Below are 18,951 nucleotides of genomic sequence, written 5' to 3' on the forward strand. Positions count from 1 at the left end.
CGACTGGCTGGACTGGTACAACTACCACCGACCCCACACCGGCATCGGCGGCCACACCCCAGCCAGCCGCGTCACCAACCTCTCCGGACAGCACAACTAGCGCGGCTCAAGGGGCGAACGGTGACCGTCCGTTCGCCCCTTTTCGCTCACTCCACCGTCACCGACTTCGCCAGGTTCCGGGGCTGGTCCACCTCGTTGCCCCGGGCCGTCGCCAGCTCGCACGCGAAGACCTGGAGCGGCACCGTGGCCACCAGCGGCTGGAGCAGCGTCGGCGTGGCCGGGATCCGGATCAGGTGGTCGGCGTACGGCACCACCGTCTCGTCCCCCTCCTCCGCGATCACGATCGTCCGCGCGCCCCGCGCCCGGATCTCCTGGATGTTGGACACGATCTTGTCGTGCAGGACGGACCGGCCACGCGGCGACGGCACGACCACCACCACCGGCAGGTCCTCCTCGATCAGCGCGATCGGGCCGTGCTTCAGCTCGCCCGCCGCGAAGCCCTCGGCGTGCATGTAGGCGAGTTCCTTCAGTTTGAGCGCGCCTTCCAGCGCCACCGGGTAGCCCACGTGCCGGCCGAGGAAGAGCACCGTGTTCTTCGAGGCCAGCGTGCGTGCCAGCGCGCGCACCGGCTCCATGGTCTCCAGGACCCGCTCGACCTCCACCGAGATCCGGGACAGCTCCCTGACCACCGCCTGGATCTCGTCGCCCCACTTGGTGCCGCGGACCTGGCCCAGGTACAGGGCGACCAGGTAGCAGGCGACCAGCTGGGTCAGGAACGCCTTCGTGGAGGCGACGGCGACCTCGGGGCCCGCGTGCGTGTACAGCACCGCGTCCGACTCACGGGGAATCGTCGAGCCGTTGGTGTTGCAGATCGCCAGCACCTTGGAGCCCTGCTCGCGCGCATGCCGGAGCGCCATGAGGGTGTCCATGGTCTCGCCGGACTGGGAAATGGCGATCACCAGCGACTGCGCGTCGAGGATCGGGTCCCGGTAGCGGAACTCGCTGGCCAGCTCCACCTCGCAGGGGATCCGCGTCCAGTGCTCGATGGCGTACTTGGCGATCAGGCCGGCGTGGAAGGCCGTACCGCAGGCGACGATCACCACCTTGTCGATCTCGCGCAGCTCGGAAGGGCTGATCCGCACCTCGTCCAGGGTCAGCGAGCCGGCGTGGTCGATGCGTCCGAGCAGGGTGTCGGCGACCGCCTTGGGCTGCTCGGCGATCTCCTTGAGCATGAAGTAGTCGTAGCCGCCCTTCTCGGCCGCGGAGGCGTCCCAGTCCACGTGGTAGGAGCGGACGTCGGCCGGGCGGCCGTCGAATCCGGTCACCGTGACACCGTCGCGGCGCAGCTCCACCACCTGGTCCTGGCCCAGCTCGATCGCGGAGCGCGTGTGGGCGATGAACGCGGCGACATCGGAGGCCAGGAACGCCTCGCCCTCCCCGACGCCCACCACGAGCGGGGAGTTGCGGCGTGCGCCGACGACCACGTCCGGCTCGTCGGCGTGCACCGCGACGAGCGTGAACGCGCCCTCCAGCCGCCGGCACACCAGCCGCATCGCCTCGGCCAGGTCGGCGGTCGCCGAGAACTCCTCGGCGAGGAGGTGGGCGACCACCTCGGTGTCCGTCTCGGAGGTCAGCTCGTGGCCCCGCCCGGCCAGTTCCGCCCGCAGCGCGGCGAAGTTCTCGATGATGCCGTTGTGGACCACGGCGACCCGGCCCGCGTTGTCCAGGTGCGGGTGGGCGTTGGCGTCCGTGGGGCCGCCGTGCGTGGCCCAGCGCGTGTGTCCGATGCCGGTCGAGCCCGCCGGCAGCGGCCGGTCGACCAGCTCCTTCTCCAGGTTGACCAGTTTCCCGGCTCTCTTCGCGGCGGCCAGCCCGCCGTCCGCCGGCACGGCGACACCCGCCGAGTCGTACCCCCGGTACTCCAGCCTCTTCAGCCCGGCCATCACGACGTCGAGCGCCGACTGCGTCCCTACGTATCCCACGATTCCGCACATGGGCGGCAGCCTACGGGCGGATGACGTCACGAAACCGTCAGCGCGTGCCCGTAATCGGAAATCCGCGGCGGAACGCGGGGCTGCCGGGCATCCGGGCGGGTGGTTCCCACCGGTGTGAATCGGCCATCTCCCCGCGGTCGAGGCGCGCGAACGCGGTGTTCACGCACACAGGACCCGCACAGAAATCCCACGAACGAGGGGACTCGGCGAGCTGGAGGCGCCAGGCCGGGGCATGGGTGGATTTCGGCCAGCGACCCTCCGCACCGAGGAACTCCCTGTACGAGGGCGTTCGCCTATGTCTAGGGTGGCGCGGCGTGACGGGTACCTGACCATCCCGTCTCTGCGCATGACATTTCAGCGACCGGGGGAACGCCGTCGCCTACGGGGAGGTGCGTGGTCATGCCATCGGCCCAGTCGTCCGAACGCATCGATCCAGCCACCGGCACGCCTGTCCGAGCCTTCTGAGGACACCGGCGCTTCACAGCTCTCACTCCTGCGGCTCTTGGGTGACCCGTCCGGCCACGCACCCTTGAACAAGAAAGGAATGCCTCGTTGCGTTCCAGACCATGGTTCCGCCTGCCCGGAACCCGAAGATCAGCCACGTTCACCTCCGCCGTGACCTCGGTGGCCGCGCTGGCCGTTGTGGCCGGTGTCGCGGTGCAGCCCGGTTCCGTCCGGCTGTCCGCCGATCCGGTCGGTGACTCCTCCCCCTGGTACGAGGACACCGCCGCCGAGCAGTTGCGCCAGGACCAGTGCCTGATGGCGGACGCACTGCGCCTGGGCGGGCCGTCGATGGCCAGTACCGCGCAGGACGGCCTCAACCAGCCTGCCGACAAGCTCCATGTCCTGGCGGACAGGAAGAACTGGGAGCAGACGCCGCTCGCCGTCGCGTTCAAGAAGGACCGGGACGCGGCGGACAAGCAGTTGGACGATCTCGCCGCTCTCCGGGACGGATGGGCGAAGCCCCTCAACGGCCTGTCGACGCCGGGCGGGTTCACCGTCACCGGGTTCGCGTGGCCGCCGGACGGGGAGCAGAGCTTCTACAACCAGACGGGTCTGAGCAAGTGGGTCGCCGACCGGTTCTGGCAGAGTGACGACGGCTTCTACGACGACGCCACGCCGGAGGCCGACGACAAGACGCTCAAGGCGGTCGACGACCTGGGCATCCCCCTCTACGGCAAGGATCCCGAACCGGCCGGGACGACCCAGGACGAGTGGAACCGTGCACTGGACGAGCACGACGCCTTCGAATGGATGCACGGCCGGCCCAGCGCGAACGCGGGTGCCGACGACGCCCGCATCTTCCTGACCTCCGGTGGTTTCCCGCGTACCGCGCCGCAGCCGGGCACGCCCGAGTACCGCATCGCCGTGGAGGACGTGAAGACACGGTTCGCGACCTGCGCGTGGCGTGACCCGCTCGACCCGGACCGGGTGCTGGGCGACATCACGACCACCGCGGCCGGTGAGTGGCAGCAGGAGGTCTCCTCGCAGGCCGCCCAGCGCAACCAGACCGTCGACGCGAACAAGTCCGCGGTCGACGCCCTGTCCAAGGGTGCCAAGGCCCTCAGCGACATGCTGGGCCACTCCTGGGTCGCCGACCACCTCACCCGCTGGCAGGACTACTGGTCCCCCGGCGGCATCGGTTACATCGGGGACGCCCCACTGGTCATCCAGGTCGAAGGGGCCAAGGGCAAGTGCCTCGACGTCCAGGGCGGCGGCAAGACCAACGGCACCCCGGTCCAGATCTACACCTGCAACGGCGGCTCTGCCCAGAAGTGGCAGCTGTGGGGCGCCTACGACGGCGGCTACACCCTGTGGAACGCCAACGCGCAGAAGTGCCTGGAGGTGCTGAACGGCAACAGCGCCGACGGCACGAAGATCCAGATCCGGGACTGCGGCAGCGCCACGGCCCAGCAGTGGAAGTTCGGCGTCCGTTCGGCGGGCGAGCTGCGCAACGCGGCCACCGGCAAGTGCCTGCACCTGCCGTCGTTCGACAACAGCAAGGACGCGGTGCTGTCGACCTGCAACGGGTCGAGCGGGCAGAAGTTCCGGCTCGTTCCGCAGGGGCACACCGGCGACGACAAGCTGGATTACCCGACAGCGGCCCAGTTCACCAAGGCCAAGGCGGGGCTCGCCGCCGCGCAGGCCGGCGCGAAGAGCCAGCTGGCCGTGCTCAAGGCGCAGTTGGCCGTCGCGCAGAAGGCCGCGACCGCCTCGGACACGGCCGTCCAGGCCGCCTACGGCATCGCCGACGCCAGCGGCGCGCCGCGGGGCCGTGGTCTGCTGGTCGGTCAGCAGAAGGACCAGGTCACCAAGGGCGCGGCTGCCGCGCTCGCGGCGCTGGAGAAGGCCGGTGAGACGGCGGAGGCCGCCACCCGTGCCACCGCCGGGGACAGCGCCACCATCGCGCAGCGCGCGCTCGCGCAGGCCGCGCAGTCCAAGGCGGAGTTCCGCAAGAAGGCCGCGGAGACGGCCGAGTGGCAGGCCAAGGCCGCCGCGGACGCCGCCAAGATCCACCGGGACAACGCCAAGAAGGACAAGGAGACCGCGCAGGCCAAGCTCGCCGTCGCCGTGAAGGCGGAGGGCGACGCCAAGGCCGCCGCTGCCGACGCGCACGCCAAGCGGCTCGCCGCCGAGGCCGAGGAGAAGACGGCCAAGGCGGAGAAGGAGAAGGCTGCGGCCAAGCGGGCCGAAGCCGCCGAGCACAAGAAGAACGCCGAGTCCGAGGCGACGAAGGCGAAGGACGCCAAGGACAAGGCCGAAGCGGCCGAGAAGACGGCCGACGACCGGCGCGACGACGCGGTCAAGGCCAAGGACCACGCCAAGGCCATGCGCGACGACGCCTGGGACGCCGAGCAGAAGGCCGAGGCGGCCCGCGCCAAGGCCGACGCCAAGGAGGCCTACGCCGACTCCCTGGACGCCGGGGACGCGGCCGACGCCGCACGCACCGCCGCGAACCAGGCGGACACCGCGGCCGACGACGCCGAGACCGCGGCCGGCCGTGCCCGTTCCGAGGCCGACGCGGCGACCAGGGCGGCGGCCGACGCCGACGCCGCGGCCACCCGCGCCGAGGCTGCCGCCAAGCGGGCCCGCTCCGACGCGGACGCCGCCCAGGCCGACAAGGAGAAGGCCGACGCGGCGGTGAAGACCGCGACCAGTGCGGCGGCCGACGCCATCAGCGCGGCGAAGGATGCCGCGACCGAGGCGAAGGCGGCGGTGAAGCTCGCCGACGAGGCCGAGCAGCACGCCAAGGACGCCAAGACCCAGGCGAACGCCGCCAACGCGGAGGCCGGCAAGGCCGTGGCCGCCGCGGCGAAGGCCGCCGGGTTCGCCCACGTCACCGCGCAGGCGGCCGTGGACGCCGGTGAAGCGGCCAAGAAGGTCGCCGCTCCCGCCAACGACGCGATCCAGCTCGGTTCGCCCTACGTGGACACCGACTCGGCCGCCGGCCTGGTCGTGCTGACCGGACAGGCGTCGAAGTCGATCGCGGAGCAGCAGCAGGCCGTCGCGGACGCGCACGCCAAGAACGCCGCCGCCGAGGCCGACGCCGCGAAGAACCTCGCCGACCAGGCCAAGGGTGACGCCAAGGAGGCCTACACCCACGCGGCCAACGCGGCCAAGTACGCCGCCGACGCCCGCACCTACTCCAAGGACGCCCTCGGCTACGCGGCCGACGCCGCCAAGGCAGCGGCAGCGGCACAGGCCTCACTGGCCCGCACCATCGACTACGACAAGCAGGCCACCGACGACGCCGCGGCAGCCGACAAGGCGGCCGGCAACGCCGAGGGCTACGCCAAGGACGCCCGCGACTCCGCCGACGCCGCCGAACTCGACGCCGAAGCAGCCCGCTCCGCCGCCGCCCAGGCCGAACAGGACGCCAAGGACGCCCGCGCCGCCGCCACCCGCGCCGACGCCGCCGCCACTGAAGCAGAGCAGGCCGCCAAGGACGCCGCGAAGTACGCGGAGGAAGCCCAGGAGGCGGCCGACCGGGCCGAGAAGGCGGCCAAGGCCAAGCAGATCGGCACCGGAACCGTCCCCGACGGAAGCGGCGGCTCGATCGGCAACATGTTCTACGTCATCGACCACATCGAGAAGGTCGGCGCCCCGGAGGTCACCAAGAAGTCGGAGAGCTGCGACGACTGGATCGACAAGCTCTTCTACAAGGGCGACTGCACGATCACCGCGAAGGTCCGGTACAAGGCCGTTCTCGACCTGTACCTGTGCACCGCCGAGGGCATCGACCCGCAGAAGTACATGTGTCCCGCCGACGCGACGGTCTACCTCGGTGAGGTGAAGACCAAGGAGCTGGCCCAAGAGGTCACGCACACCATCACGATGGAGGAGTACCAGAAGAACATCGACCCGATCGACATCCTCTTCGGCAGCTGGATCAAGTGCGCCGAGAAGTTCACCCCGAGCAATGACGGAGGAAGCTGGGGAGGATGCGCCTGGGCGGCCGTGGACGTCGCGAGCCTGTTCGCGGGCAAGCTTCTCAAGCCGCTCGCGGAAGCGATACGCGCCGTGGATGCATCGATCGTCACCGGCGTCGGCATCCGGGACGCGTTCAAGGCCCTCAAGTCCCTCGAAGGCGTGGACGCGGCGGCGGTCGCCGCGATCGAGACCGAGGTCGAGCTGTACGAGGACGTGGTGACCGCGTGCACCCGGAACAGTTTCCCCGGGGGCACACAGGTGCTCATGGCGGACGGAAGCCACAAGGCGATCCGCGACATACGCGTCGGTGACGCGGTCCGTGCGACGGACCCGGAGACCGGCCGGGCGTCGGCACGTCGGGTGACCGACACCATGCGGCACGACACCCGACGGCTCCTCGACATCACGGTTGCCGGCGGACGACTGTCCAGCACGGCGGGCCACCGGTTCTTCGTCGAGGGCCGTGGCTGGACCCTGGTCTCCGCCCTGCACGTGGGTGACAGCCTGCGCACGCCGGACAGCACGTTCCGTACCGTCACCGCGGTCAGGGACCGAGCCGGCCTGGCTCCCCGCCAGGTCTACGACCTGACGGTCGACGGCATCCACACGTTCTACGTCGGCACGGAAGGTGCTCACCCGCAGAGCGTCCTGGTGCACAACTGCCAGGACATCGTCGCCGACGAGGGCGTCGACGGGGCTCACACCGTCAGCGAGCACGTGAACAAGACCGACAGGCAGATGGAGGACAAGGCTCTCGACCCGCGCACCACAGGCGGTGTGGCCACCCGTTGGGCCAGCCTCGACATCGCCCGGGAGGCAGTCGACAAGGCCGTCACCCAGTGGCTCGAGCACAGTCCGAAGCACCTGCAGGAACTCACCAAGTGGCAGACCGAGCAGTCGCAGCGAATGGGGCGCAAGCTGCCGACGAAGTTGAAGACGATCCGCTGGGAAGTCAGAGACATCGAGACCAACGGCGGTCCGCTGGGCCACAAGTGGGTGAAGACCGGCGATACTGCCCAGAAGAGCGAAGTCACGTCCAGGTGGGTCAACGTGCAGCTGAAGTACATCGGCAAGAAGAACGCACAGCACCCGCACGGCAAGTGGGTCGTGTACACCTCCTACCTGGAGGGGTGACCGAGGGGTGACCATGACGGACGAGCCCGGGAACGACAGCGAGGACGGCTTCCTCGAGGGCCTCTACACGACCGACATCGGGCTGACCTGGCTGGCCTCCCAGTGGGAGGTGCTGGAGGACGCCTACAGGACCTACGTCCAGTCCCATCCGGACGGCGGCCCCGTCATGGTGTGGCTCAGCATCGCGGAGACGTCGGTCGAGGAGTTCGACCGCTCGAAGGCCGCCCAACTGGGCCAGGACGTCCAGCGGCTGCTGGGCTCCGCGCTGCCGGACGAGACCCTCCGCACGGTCTGGCTCGCCGCCACCCACGGCGTCTTCGACCCGAGCGAGCACGGCATGAGCGCCGGCGCCTGGCTGCGGAGAGCCGGAGAGACATGGCTGGCCCGGGTACGCCGGGACGATCCGGCGTTCACCCCGCCGCCGCCACAGCCGGTGGTGAACGGGGAGCTGCGGCGGGCCGTGCTGGACGTGATCCGTCCGGTCGCGGACCAACTGAGCCACGCGGTCGGGAACCCTCCGTTCGGTACTCCCGTGACCGGCCTCGTCCCCGCACTGGAACGGGTGGTCACCGAGTCCTGCGCGGACCTCGGCTACCGGCTGTTCCTGCGTGCCATGAAGGCGTATCACGTACCGGCCGACAGACCGGCCCTCGTCGCCCTCGGCGAACGGTTCGGCTACCCGGAATGGGTCGTACCCGAGGGGCTCAACGACCGGGTCGACTGACGCCCGGACACAGGGGCGGGTGGGCGGACTGTCCACCCGCCCCTGTGGCATGTCCCGGGCCCGGCGCCCACGTGACGCACCCCACCCGCCACCCCGTTCGTACTCCGTTAACAATGGACTGTGATCTCACCGGTCTCCCCGATGCCCCGGAGCGCCCACCGGCACAGGCCGGAGGCGACTCCCTACGTCGACCTCACCCGCGCCGAGTGGAGCGCGCTGCGAAACAAGACGCCCCTGCCGCTCACCGCCGAGGAGGTGGAGAAGCTGCGCGGCCTCGGAGACGTCATCGACCTGGACGAGGTGCGGGACATCTACCTCCCGCTCTCCCGGCTCCTCAACCTCTACGTCGGCGCCACGGACGGCCTGAGAGGGGCGCTGAACACCTTCCTCGGTGAGAAGGGCTCCCAGTCCGGCACCCCGTTCGTGATAGGCGTCGCCGGCTCGGTGGCCGTGGGCAAGTCCACCGTCGCCCGGCTGCTGCAGGCCCTGCTCTCCCGCTGGCCCGAGCACCCGCGCGTGGAACTGGTGACGACCGACGGCTTCCTGCTGCCCACCCGGGAGCTGGAGGCCCGCGGCCTGATGTCGCGGAAGGGGTTCCCCGAGTCCTACGACCGCCGGGCCCTCACCCGTTTCGTCGCCGACATCAAGGCCGGCAAGGCCGAGGTGTCCGCGCCGGTCTACTCCCACCTCATCTACGACATCGTGCCGGGCGAGAAGCTCACCGTCCGCCGGCCCGACATCCTGATCGTGGAGGGCCTGAACGTCCTCCAGCCCGCGCTGCCCGGCAAGGACGGCCGTACCCGGGTCGGTCTCGCCGACTACTTCGACTTCAGCGTGTACGTCGACGCGAGCACCGAGGACATCGAGCGCTGGTACCTCAACCGCTTCAGGAAGCTGCGTCGCACGGCCTTCCAGGACCCGTCGTCGTACTTCCGCAAGTACACCCAGGTCTCCGAGGAGGAGGCCGTGGACTACGCCCGCATGCTGTGGCGGACCATCAACAAGCCGAACCTGGTGGAGAACATCGCCCCGACCCGCGGCCGGGCCGGCCTCATCCTGCGCAAGGGCGCGGACCACACGGTGCAGCGCCTGCGTCTGCGCAAGCTGTGAGCCGGCCTGTTAGATGGGGCGCATGCTGCATCTGCGTCTGATCACCCCGGAGGAACGGACCGACGAGGTGGTCCGTCTGATCGAGGAGACGGTCGGCACCACCCACCTCGTCGTACTGCCGGGTGCCGCCCGTGACCCGGCCGGGGACGTCGTCCTGTGCGACGTGGCCCGCGAGGCGGGTGACGGGCTCATCGCCGGGCTGCGGCGCCTGGGCCTGGACGACACCGGCTCGATCGCCGTCGACGACATCGACCTCTCCCTGTCCCGCCGGGCCGACGAGGCGGAGGAGGCGGCGCCGGGCGAGGGCGCGGACGCGGTGCTGTGGGAGGGCCTGACCGAGGCGACCCACGAGGAGTCGACGCTGTCGTTCACCTATGTCGCGTTCATCACACTGGCCACGATGATCGCGGCCTGCGGTGTGGTGCTGGACAACGCCATCCTGATCGTGGGCGCGATGGCGGTGGGACCGGAGTTCGGTCCGCTGGCCGGCATCTGCACGGCCCTGGTCCGGCGCCGCCCACGCCTGGCGTGGCGGTCGGTGATCGCACTGGTGGTGGGCTTCGCGGCGGCCATGGCGCTGACGAGCGCGTTCAGCCTGTTCATGGACGCGGTCGGCCTGTTCCACAAGTCCCAGCTGGAGGCCGACCGGCCCAACACCGGCTTCATCTACGCCCCGGACTGGTTCTCGTTCGTCGTGGCGGTGCTCGCCGGGATCGCCGGCACGCTGTCACTGACCTCCGCCAAGTCGGGTGCCCTGGTCGGCGTCGCCATCTCGGTGACGACCGTGCCCGCCGCCGCGAACGCGGCCGTGGCCCTGGTCTACAGCGACACCCACCAGGCGGTGCGTTCCTCGGAGCAGCTGCTGCTGAACCTGATCGGCATCATCGTCGCCGGGACGCTGACGCTGCTCGCCCAGAAGTTCTTCTGGCGACGGCGGGGCCAGCCGGCCTGAGAGGTGCCGGGGACCGCAGCCGGCGGGCGGCGGTCCCCGGCATCTCTGCCCGGCGTCAGCCCAGCGCCGACTTCACCGCGTCGGCCAGCCGCCCGGCGACCGCCCGGGCCTGGTCGATGTCCGCGGCCTCGACCATCACCCGGACCAGCGGTTCGGTGCCGGAGGGGCGCAGCAGCACCCGCCCGGTCTCCCCCAGCTCCCGCTCCGCCTCGGCGACCGCGGCGGCGAGATCCGCGGACGTCCCCACCCGCGACCTGTCCACGTCCGGCACGTTGATCAGTACCTGCGGCAGCCGCTCCATCACGGACGCCAGCTCGCGCAGCGTGCGGCCGGTCTCCGCGACCCGCGCCGCCAGCAGCAGGCCGGTCAGTGTGCCGTCGCCGGTGGTGGCGTGGTCGAGGATGATCACGTGGCCGGACTGCTCGCCGCCGAGGGCGTACCCGTGCTCCTTCATCTCCTCGAGCACGTACCGGTCGCCCACGGCCGTCTGCACGAGCCGGATGCCCGCCCGCTCCATGGCCAGCTTGAAGCCGAGGTTGGACATGACCGTGGCGACCACGGTGTCGGCGCGCAGCGTGGAGCGCTCCCGCATCGCCAGCGTGAGGACGGCGAGGATCTGGTCGCCGTCGACCTCCGCACCGGTGTGGTCCACGGCCAGGCATCGGTCGGCGTCACCGTCGTGCGCGACACCGAGGTCCGCGCCGTGGGCGACGACCGCGGCCTTCAGCTGGTCCAGGTGGGTCGAACCGCAGCCGTCGTTGATGTTGAGCCCGTCCGGCTCGGCGCCGAGGGTGACGACCTCGGCACCCGCCCGGGCGAACGCCTCGGGCGAGACCCCCGAGGCCGCGCCGTGCGCTTCGTCCAGGACGATCTTGAGTCCGTCGAGCCGGTTGGGCAGGACCGACAGCAGGTGGGCGATGTACTGCTCGGAGCCCTCCTCGTAGGACCGCACGCGGCCCACCCCGGCGCCCGTCGGCCGCTGCCAGGGCTCGCCGTGCCGGTGGGACTCGTAGACCGACTCGATCCGGTCCTCCAGCTCGTCGGCGAGTTTGTGGCCGCCGCGGGCGAAGAACTTGATGCCGTTGTCGGGCATGGCGTTGTGGCTGGCGGAGAGCATCACGCCGAGGTCGGCGCCGAGCGCGCCGGTGAGATGCGCCACCGCGGGGGTCGGGAGCACCCCGACACGCAGGACGTCCACGCCGGCACTGGCCAGGCCGGCCACGACCGCCGCCTCCAGGAACTCCCCGGACGCGCGCGGGTCACGTCCGACCACCGCCGTCGGCTTGTGGCCCTCGAAGGTGCCCGCCTCGGCCAGTACGTGCGCCGCGGCGACCGAGAGGGCGAGTGCCATCTCGGCCGTCAGATCCGCGTTGGCGACACCGCGCACGCCGTCCGTGCCGAAGAGTCGTCCCACTTGTCCTCCTGAGGAAACGTCATTGTCGGAAGCGGAGGGGTGCCGCGTCGGGTGGCAGGCGCCTCGGCATCCGATCACACAAGCCTTTGAGCGTCTTGTGTCGTTATACGCCCTTGGCTGGGATAAACGAACGCCCCGGCGGCACATATGGCGTGCCGCCGGGGCGTTCGGAGTACGCGGAGCCGAAGCCCGTACCACGTACGAGCAGGCAGCGAAGCTTAGCGCTTGCTGTACTGCGGAGCCTTACGGGCCTTCTTCAGACCGGCCTTCTTGCGCTCGACCGCACGGTCGTCACGCGTGAGGAAGCCGGCCTTCTTCAGCGGGCCGCGGTTGTTGTCGACGTCGGCCTCGTTCAGCGCACGGGCGACACCGAGACGGAGCGCACCGGCCTGACCGGAGACACCGCCACCCGCGATGCGGGCGACGACGTCGTAACGACCTTCCAGCTCGAGCACCTTGAAGGGCTCGTTGACCTCCTGCTGGTGCACCTTGTTCGGGAAGTAGTCCTCGAGGGTGCGGCCGTTGATCTTCCACTTGCCGGTGCCCGGAACGATCCGGACGCGGGCGATGGCGTTCTTGCGGCGGCCCAGGCCGGCGGCCGGCTGGGGCTCGCCGAAGCGGGAGGCCAGGGACTCCGAGGTGTACTCACCCTCGACGGGGACCTCGGACTCGGTGGTGTAGCTGTCGATGTCAAGCTCTTCGAGCGGCTGCTCGGCAGTGGTCTCGGCCACGATTCTCCTCAGATTCTCTTCGGTCTTAGGGGGTGGCCGGACTTACTGCGCGACCTGGGTGATCTCGAACGGCACCGGCTGCTGGGCAGCGTGCGGGTGCTGGTCACCCTTGTAGACCTTCAGCTTCGAGAGCATCTGACGGCCCAGAGTGTTCTTGGGGAGCATGCCCTTGACGGCCTTCTCGATGGCCTTCTCGGGGTTCTTGTCGAGCAGCTCGTCGTAACGGACGGAGCGCAGACCACCCGGGTAGCCGGAGTGGCGGTACGCCATCTTCTGGGTCCGCTTGTTGCCGGACAGGTGCACCTTGTCGGCGTTGATGATGATGACGAAGTCACCAGCGTCGACGTGCGGCGCGTAGATCGGCTTGTGCTTGCCCCGGAGAAGGGTGGCTGCGGTGGTGGCGAGACGGCCCAGGACTACGTCCTGAGCGTCGATGACGTGCCACTGGCGCGTCACATCGCCGGGCTTGGGGCTGTACGTACGCACGGTTCGTAGCCTTCGCTTCGAGTGAATGGTCCTAAACAAGGTCACCGAAACGATCACGACAGCCCTGACCGCACTGCGGTGACGCAAACCGCGTGCTGGTCGCTGGTCATCGGCCCGGTGGACCGGTGTAAGGGCCCGTCCCGTGAGAATGAGCAAGCCAATACACAACGAAGAAGTAGGTTACCGGTCGGCCCCCGGACGGGTCAAAACGAGTCCGTGCGACACCCCGCACGAAACGCCCCGGAACCGGACGGCGGACAAAGACGGCATGCCGCCCGACGCTCTCCGGCACCCCCCGCGCCCCGTCTAAGATGCGCCCCATGACTTACGGGCAGGGGGGACCCCAGTCTCAGTGGGATCCCTGGAAACCGCATTCCCAGCAGCCGTGGAACAGCGCAGCCGACGACGGGTCGCCGGACTGGGCCGCGCTCGCCGAGGCCTCGGAGACGCGGAACAAGCGCCGCAAGCTGCTGTTCACAGCCGGCGGCGCGCTCGCCACCGTCGCGATAGGCACTGCGGTCGCCATGGCCGTCGTCTCCGCGAACGGCGGTGACGACCGCGCGGGCCCCGGCAGCCTGCCCGCCAGCGCCTCGCTGCCCGGCACCGGCACCGCGACGCCGTCGTTCGCGCCCACCAGCGCCCCGCCGCCGCTGGACCCCAAGGAGTTCATCTCCAGCGCCAGGAAGGACACCGCCCCGCTCAGCCCCGACACGCTCTTCCCGGGCACCCGGCTGACCATCGGCGGCACGGTGTACAAGAAGGGCCTCACGGCGGACACCACGAGCTGTGCCACCGCCGCCGGCGCGACCCTGCCCAAGATCCTCACCGCCAACGGCTGCACCCGTCTGATGCGGGTGACCTACACCGACGGCGGCATCGGGGTCACCGTGGGTGTCGCCGTCTTCGACACCGCGGCCCAGGCCACGAAGGCCCGCTCCCAGACCGACGACAGGAGCATCGTGCGTTCGCTGTTCGGCAAGGGGGTCAAGCCGTTCTGCGACGGGGCGTTCTGCCGCTCGACCCGCAACGCCTACGGCCGCTACGCCTACTTCACGATCTCCGGCTTCACCAGCGGCAAGGACGTCACCACCAAGGACACCACGGTCTTCCGCACCGGCAACGACCTCGCCCAGTTCACCGTCAACCAGATCCACCGCCGCGGACAGGCCCAGGCGTCGGCCGCCGCCGAACGGTAGCGCCGGGCGGCAGCCGCCGGGCGCCCGGCAACGCTTCGGACGCAGCCGCAGCGGTACCACCGCCGGCTCCAGCCGGGTACGCAGGGTCGTCCTCGACACGCCCTCCGACCGCCCGGGCTCGTGGAGGGGGACCCGGCCGGCGCCGGACGCGGCGTCTCCAGAGGCGCCCGTCCACTACCCGCGTGACAGGACCAGCCACCGGCAGTGGCAGGGCGTCTTCGCGAGGGAGTACACGGACCGCGCGGGTGCCTACCACTCCGGTGACGCGGCCTACCGCACACCCGCCATCGGCGCGGCCAAAAAGCGGGCCGGAACCGACGTGCTCGAACAGCGGGACCACGGTCCCCAGGTGCACCCGCAACGTCACTGACAGATATCGCAACCCGTGGCTCGGGAGAGCGACCGCTTGTTCCGGGCCTCCTTGTTCCGGGCCGCCAGCAGCTCGTCGGCGGGATAGCCGACCTCCTCCAGGGTCAGCCCGTGCGGCCTCACGACATGAACGGCGGAGTCCCGCACCCCGGCGGCCAGCACCTTCCCCGGCCACTCCGGCCCCCGGTGCCCGTCACCCACGAACAGCAGCGCCCCGATCAGCGAACGCACCATGTTGTGGCAGAACGCGTCCGCGCGCACGGTGGCGGTGATGATCCCGTCGGCCCCCCGGACCAGGCTCAGCTCCTGGAGCGTCCGGATGGTCGTGGCCCCCTCCCGGCGCTTGCAGTAGGCGGCGAAGTCGTGCTCCCCCAGCAGCGCCCGGGCCGCCTCGTTCATGGCGTCCACGTCGAGCGGCCAGTCGTGCCACAGCACGTGGTGGCGCAGCAGCGGATCCACCCCGCCCGGCTGGTCGGTGACCCGGTACGCGTACCGCCGCCAGACCGCCGAGAACCGGGCGTCGAACCCGGCCGGGGCCTCGGACAGCCGCCACACCCGGACGTCCTTCGGCAGCCGCCCGGCGAGCCGCTTGAGCAGCTTCTCCCCGTGCTCCGCCCACAGCCCGGCCGGCAGGTCGACATGCGCCACCTGCCCGCGCGCGTGCACGCCCGCGTCGGTCCGCCCGGCCACGGTCAGGTCGTACGTCTCCTTCGACCGCGTCACCGTCCGCAGGGCGTCCTCGATCTCCCCCTGCACGGTCCGCCGGCCGCCGGCCTGCTTGGCCCAGCCGTGGAAACCGCCGCCGTCGTAGGACAGGTCTAGGCGGATGCGTACGAGTCCGGGCTGTACTTCGTCACTCACGTAGGGATCCTCTCAGGGCGGAGTCGTGGGCGGAGAACGCGAGAGCGGGCCCGCCCCGGAGGGCGGACCCGCTCACAGCGTCAGGCGGAGCCTCAGGCGTCCTTGGACTCCTCGGCCGGAGCCTCGGTGGCCTCGGCCTTGGTCTCCTCGGCCTTGGCCTCGTCGGACTCCTTGACCGCACGCTTGGTGGCGGCCTCGGCCTCACCCACGGCGTTCTGCTGCACCGTCAGCGCCTCGACCAGCTCGATGACGGCCATGGGCGCGTTGTCGCCACGGCGGTTACCGATCTTGGTGATGCGGGTGTAGCCACCCGGACGGTTCTCGTACCGCGGGCCGATCTCGGTGAAGAGCGTGTGCACGATGCTCTTGTCCGTGATGACCTGGAGCACCTGGCGGCGGTTGTGAAGGTCGCCCTTCTTCGCCTTGGTGACCAGACGCTCGGCGTACGGACGCAGCTTGCGCGCCTTCGCCTCGGTGGTGGTGATACGGCCGTGCTCGAAGAGCGCCTTCGCGAGGTTCGCGAGGAGCATCTTCTCGTGCGCGGCGCTGCCGCCCAGACGGGCACCCTTGGTGGGCTTCGGCATGGTGTCTCTCCTAGGTGTCTGCCCCGGCCGTGTCAGGTACCGGGGTCAGTGTCCGAGCGGGCGATCGCCCGTCGGAGATCCGGGCGCCTTGTGCAAGGCGCCCGGAGGGTCCGCGCCCCGAGGGGCGCGGGGGACCGTGCGACCGGCCACAGCGGGCCGGCAGCCGGAATCCGGCGGCCGAACCGGGTTCTAGTACTGCTCGGTCTCGACGAACCCGGCGTCCGCGTCGTCGTCGGCGCCGAAGGCGTCGGCGGCGGCGGTCGGGTCGAATCCGGGCGGGCTGTCCTTCAGGGCCAGGCCCATGCCGGCCAGCTTCGCCTTGACCTCGTCGATGGACTTCGCACCGAAGTTGCGGATGTCCAGCAGGTCGGCCTCGGAGCGCGCGACCAGCTCACCCACGGAGTGGATGCCCTCACGCTTGAGGCAGTTGTAGGAGCGGACCGTCAGCTCCAGCTCCTCGATCGGCAGCGCGAGGTCGGCGGCCAGGGCGGCGTCCGTCGGGGACGGACCCATGTCGATGCCCTCGGCGTCGATGTTCAGCTCGCGGGCGAGACCGAACAGCTCGACCAGCGTCTTGCCCGCGGAGGCCATGGCGTCACGCGGACGCATCGCCTGCTTGGTCTCGACGTCGACGATCAGCTTGTCGAAGTCGGTGCGCTGCTCGACACGCGTGGCCTCGACCTTGTACGTGACCTTCAGCACCGGCGAGTAGATGGAGTCGACCGGGATACGGCCGATCTCCTGGCCCACCTGCTTGTTCTGCACGGCGGAGACGTAACCGCGACCGCGCTCGACGGTCAGCTCCATCTCCAGCTTGCCCTTGCCGTTGAGCGTGGCGAGGACGAGGTCGGGGTTGTGCACCTCGACACCGGCCGGGGGCGCGATGTCGGCGGCGGTGACCAGACCCGGGCCCTGCTTGCGCAGGTACATCACGACCGGCTCGTCGTGCTCCGAGGAGACGACCAGCTGCTTGATGTTGAGGATCAGGTCGGTGACGTCCTCCTTGACACCCGGCACGGTGGTGAACTCGTGCAGCACGCCGTCGATCCGGATCGAGGTGACGGCGGCACCCGGGATCGAGGACAGGAGGGTACGGCGCAGGGAGTTGCCGAGGGTGTAGCCGAAGCCCGGCTCCAGCGGCTCGATCACGAACCGGGAGCGGAACTCGTCGACGACCTCTTCGGTCAACGAGGGACGCTGAGCGATCAGCATGAGTGGATCACCTTCATTCGTGGACGCCCGCTATTTGACGTCCGACGGAGCCGTGCGTTCTCACCGCACGGGTATGGCAAGGGTACGGGCGATACGGCCCTTTCACAGAGCCGTACCGCCCGAGAACCACAGACCGGCACGCGGCCGACGCGTCAGACGCGGCGACGCTTCGGCGGGCGGCAGCCGTTGTGCGGGGTCGGGGTGACGTCCTGGATGGAGCCGACCTCGAGACCCGTGGCCTGAAGGGAACGGATCGCGGTCTCACGACCGGCACCCGGGCCCTTGACGAACACATCGACGCGGCGCATGCCGTGCTCCTGCGCGCGGCGGGCAGCCGACTCGGCGGCCATCTGCGCGGCGAACGGCGTGGACTTCCGGGAGCCCTTGAAGCCGACGTGGCCGGCGGAGGCCCAGGAGATCACGTTGCCGGACGGGTCCGTGATGGAGACGATCGTGTTGTTGAACGTGCTCTTGATGTAGGCGTTGCCATGAGCGACGTTCTTCTTTTCCTTGCGGCGCACCTTCTTGACGGCGCCCTGACGTCCCTTGGGGGGCATCTACTTACTCCTAGGGAGGTGGTCGGTCCTACAGCGAAGACCGTGGACAGATGTCCGCTGCGGACTACTTCTTGCCCGGCTTCTTCTTGCCGGCGATGGCGCGACGCGGACCCTTGCGGGTACGAGCGTTGGTGCTGGTGCGCTGACCGCGGACGGGCAGACCGCGACGGTGACGGAGACCCTGGTAGGTACCGATCTCGACCTTGCGGCGGATGTCGGCCTGGATCTCGCGACGGAGGTCACCCTCGGTCTTGATGTTGTTGTCGACGTACTCGCGGATCGCGACCAGCTGCTCTTCGGACAGGTCACGGACGCGGGCGTTGGGGTCGACGCCGGTCGCAGCCAGCGTCTCCTTCGAGAGGGTCCGGCCGATGCCGAACACGTAGGTGAGCGCGATCTCCACGCGCTTGTCGCGCGGGATGTCGACACCGGAAACGCGTGCCATTCAATGGCTCCTGGTGAATCTTCGGAGGTCTTCCACAGGACCGGCTCCCGGCCGCCGTACCAGGTACGAACCGGGTCCCCGGCCTCCGACCGGGGGTGTCAAGCCGCTCGCGACGACTTGGGCCCTGCGTATGAACATATTCAGCTCGCGTCGCGCGAATCTCTGCGATAGCGGTGCAGAGGGTGGTGTTCCTGCGTCAGCCCTGGCGCTGCTTGTGGCGCGGGTTCTCGCAGATGACCATGACCCGGCCGTGACGGCGGATCACCCTGCACTTGTCGCAGATCTTCTTGACGCTCGGCTTGACCTTCATGGGGTGAGGTTCTCCGGGTCAGTGCCATCGCTCCGGGCGGGCCCGGGGCTCGGGCAAGATCTACTTGTACCGGTAGACGATCCGGCCACGCGTGAGGTCGTACGGAGAAAGCTCCACCACGACCCGGTCGTCAGGGAGGATGCGGATGTAGTGCATACGCATCTTGCCGCTGATGTGCGCCAGGACCTGGTGGCCGTTCTGGAGCTCGACCTTGAACATGGCGTTCGGCAGAGACTCAACGACAGTGCCCTCGATCTCGATGGCACCTTGCTTCTTGGCCACGCTTTGCCCTTCGAATCGACTACCTTGATCGACCCTCGGGCGTTCCCTGAGATTCCCTTGCGGGAGCATGCGGACATGCGGGTGCACGAGAGCCGACGAGTCAGTCTACGTCGGCGCACCCGGAAAGGCGAATCGAGGAAGTCTGCCCCATGCGGGCGA

The 18,951-nt window shown here is 69.9% G+C and carries 17 protein-coding genes; 6 read left to right on the plus strand and 11 right to left on the minus strand.

Annotated features, from left to right (window positions below; all coding sequences use genetic code 11):
* Nucleotides 1-100, plus strand: a 100-nt coding sequence (locus ACF1BE_RS20775) for an integrase core domain-containing protein (protein ID WP_392200673.1), incomplete at its 5' end; no start/stop codon positions are given.
* 46 nt (nucleotides 101-146) lie between these two features.
* On the opposite strand, the gene glmS is transcribed toward ACF1BE_RS20775, so the two are convergent.
* A complete protein-coding gene (gene glmS, locus ACF1BE_RS20780; protein WP_392200515.1) occupies nucleotides 147-1,994 on the minus strand; it encodes a glutamine--fructose-6-phosphate transaminase (isomerizing) in 1,848 nt (615 codons plus the stop codon).
* Nucleotides 1,995-2,546: 552 nt separating this feature from the next.
* On the opposite strand from glmS, the gene ACF1BE_RS20785 reads away from it, so the two are divergent.
* The 4 genes from ACF1BE_RS20785 (at nucleotide 2,547) to ACF1BE_RS20800 (ending at nucleotide 10,345) form a co-directional block, all read left to right on the plus strand.
* Nucleotides 2,547-7,559 carry an RICIN domain-containing protein gene (locus ACF1BE_RS20785; protein WP_392200516.1) on the plus strand — a complete coding sequence of 1,671 codons (5,013 nt, stop codon included), beginning with the start codon at nucleotides 2,547-2,549 and terminating at the stop codon, nucleotides 7,557-7,559.
* A 13-nt stretch (nucleotides 7,560-7,572) separates the two neighbouring features.
* Nucleotides 7,573-8,283, plus strand: coding sequence for a hypothetical protein (locus tag ACF1BE_RS20790; RefSeq protein ID WP_392200517.1), 711 nt, complete (start codon nucleotides 7,573-7,575; stop codon nucleotides 8,281-8,283).
* Nucleotides 8,284-8,424: 141 nt separating this feature from the next.
* Nucleotides 8,425-9,393 carry a type I pantothenate kinase gene (gene coaA / locus ACF1BE_RS20795; protein ID WP_392200674.1) on the plus strand — a complete coding sequence of 323 codons (969 nt, stop codon included), beginning with the start codon at nucleotides 8,425-8,427 and terminating at the stop codon, nucleotides 9,391-9,393.
* Between the two features lie 22 nt (nucleotides 9,394-9,415).
* Nucleotides 9,416-10,345, plus strand: a complete 930-nt coding sequence (locus ACF1BE_RS20800; protein WP_392200518.1) for a DUF389 domain-containing protein — start codon at nucleotides 9,416-9,418, stop codon at nucleotides 10,343-10,345.
* A 55-nt stretch (nucleotides 10,346-10,400) separates the two neighbouring features.
* Here the strand turns inward: ACF1BE_RS20800 and glmM are convergent, their stop codons facing one another.
* From glmM to rplM, 3 genes are all read right to left on the minus strand, one after another.
* Nucleotides 10,401-11,759, minus strand: coding sequence for a phosphoglucosamine mutase (gene glmM / locus ACF1BE_RS20805; protein ID WP_392200519.1), 1,359 nt, complete (start codon nucleotides 11,757-11,759; stop codon nucleotides 10,401-10,403).
* A gap of 218 nt (nucleotides 11,760-11,977) precedes the next feature.
* Nucleotides 11,978-12,490, minus strand: coding sequence for a 30S ribosomal protein S9 (gene rpsI, locus ACF1BE_RS20810; RefSeq protein ID WP_301972785.1), 513 nt, complete (start codon nucleotides 12,488-12,490; stop codon nucleotides 11,978-11,980).
* Nucleotides 12,491-12,532: 42 nt separating this feature from the next.
* Nucleotides 12,533-12,976, minus strand: a complete 444-nt coding sequence (gene rplM / locus ACF1BE_RS20815; RefSeq protein ID WP_030345455.1) for a 50S ribosomal protein L13 — start codon at nucleotides 12,974-12,976, stop codon at nucleotides 12,533-12,535.
* Between the two features lie 320 nt (nucleotides 12,977-13,296).
* Here rplM and ACF1BE_RS20820 point away from each other — a divergent pair, with 320 nt between their 5' ends.
* Complete coding sequence (locus ACF1BE_RS20820; RefSeq protein ID WP_392200520.1) at nucleotides 13,297-14,172, plus strand: hypothetical protein; 876 nt, start codon at nucleotides 13,297-13,299, stop codon at nucleotides 14,170-14,172.
* Between the two features lie 363 nt (nucleotides 14,173-14,535).
* Here ACF1BE_RS20820 and truA read toward each other — a convergent pair whose 3' ends face one another.
* The 7 genes from truA to infA form a co-directional block, all read right to left on the minus strand.
* On the minus strand, nucleotides 14,536-15,402 hold the full coding sequence (truA, locus tag ACF1BE_RS20825; protein ID WP_392200521.1) for a tRNA pseudouridine(38-40) synthase TruA: 867 nt from the start codon (nucleotides 15,400-15,402) through the stop codon (nucleotides 14,536-14,538).
* Between the two features lie 92 nt (nucleotides 15,403-15,494).
* Complete coding sequence (gene rplQ, locus ACF1BE_RS20830) at nucleotides 15,495-15,986, minus strand: 50S ribosomal protein L17 (protein WP_392200522.1); 492 nt, start codon at nucleotides 15,984-15,986, stop codon at nucleotides 15,495-15,497.
* A gap of 189 nt (nucleotides 15,987-16,175) precedes the next feature.
* Nucleotides 16,176-17,198, minus strand: a complete 1,023-nt coding sequence (locus ACF1BE_RS20835) for a DNA-directed RNA polymerase subunit alpha (RefSeq protein ID WP_003966937.1) — start codon at nucleotides 17,196-17,198, stop codon at nucleotides 16,176-16,178.
* A gap of 152 nt (nucleotides 17,199-17,350) precedes the next feature.
* Nucleotides 17,351-17,755: a 30S ribosomal protein S11 gene (gene rpsK, locus ACF1BE_RS20840; RefSeq protein ID WP_121787366.1), complete on the minus strand. Its 405-nt coding sequence runs from the start codon at nucleotides 17,753-17,755 to the stop codon at nucleotides 17,351-17,353.
* 64 nt (nucleotides 17,756-17,819) lie between these two features.
* Nucleotides 17,820-18,200, minus strand: coding sequence for a 30S ribosomal protein S13 (gene rpsM, locus ACF1BE_RS20845; RefSeq protein ID WP_121787367.1), 381 nt, complete (start codon nucleotides 18,198-18,200; stop codon nucleotides 17,820-17,822).
* Nucleotides 18,201-18,396: 196 nt separating this feature from the next.
* On the minus strand, nucleotides 18,397-18,510 hold the full coding sequence (rpmJ, locus tag ACF1BE_RS20850) for a 50S ribosomal protein L36 (protein ID WP_003998809.1): 114 nt from the start codon (nucleotides 18,508-18,510) through the stop codon (nucleotides 18,397-18,399).
* Between the two features lie 60 nt (nucleotides 18,511-18,570).
* Nucleotides 18,571-18,792, minus strand: a complete 222-nt coding sequence (infA, locus tag ACF1BE_RS20855) for a translation initiation factor IF-1 (RefSeq protein ID WP_003948620.1) — start codon at nucleotides 18,790-18,792, stop codon at nucleotides 18,571-18,573.
* Nucleotides 18,793-18,951 lie beyond the last annotated feature (159 nt).

Source organism: Streptomyces sp. NPDC014991, assembly GCF_043080665.1.
Taxonomy (GTDB): domain Bacteria; phylum Actinomycetota; class Actinomycetes; order Streptomycetales; family Streptomycetaceae; genus Streptomyces.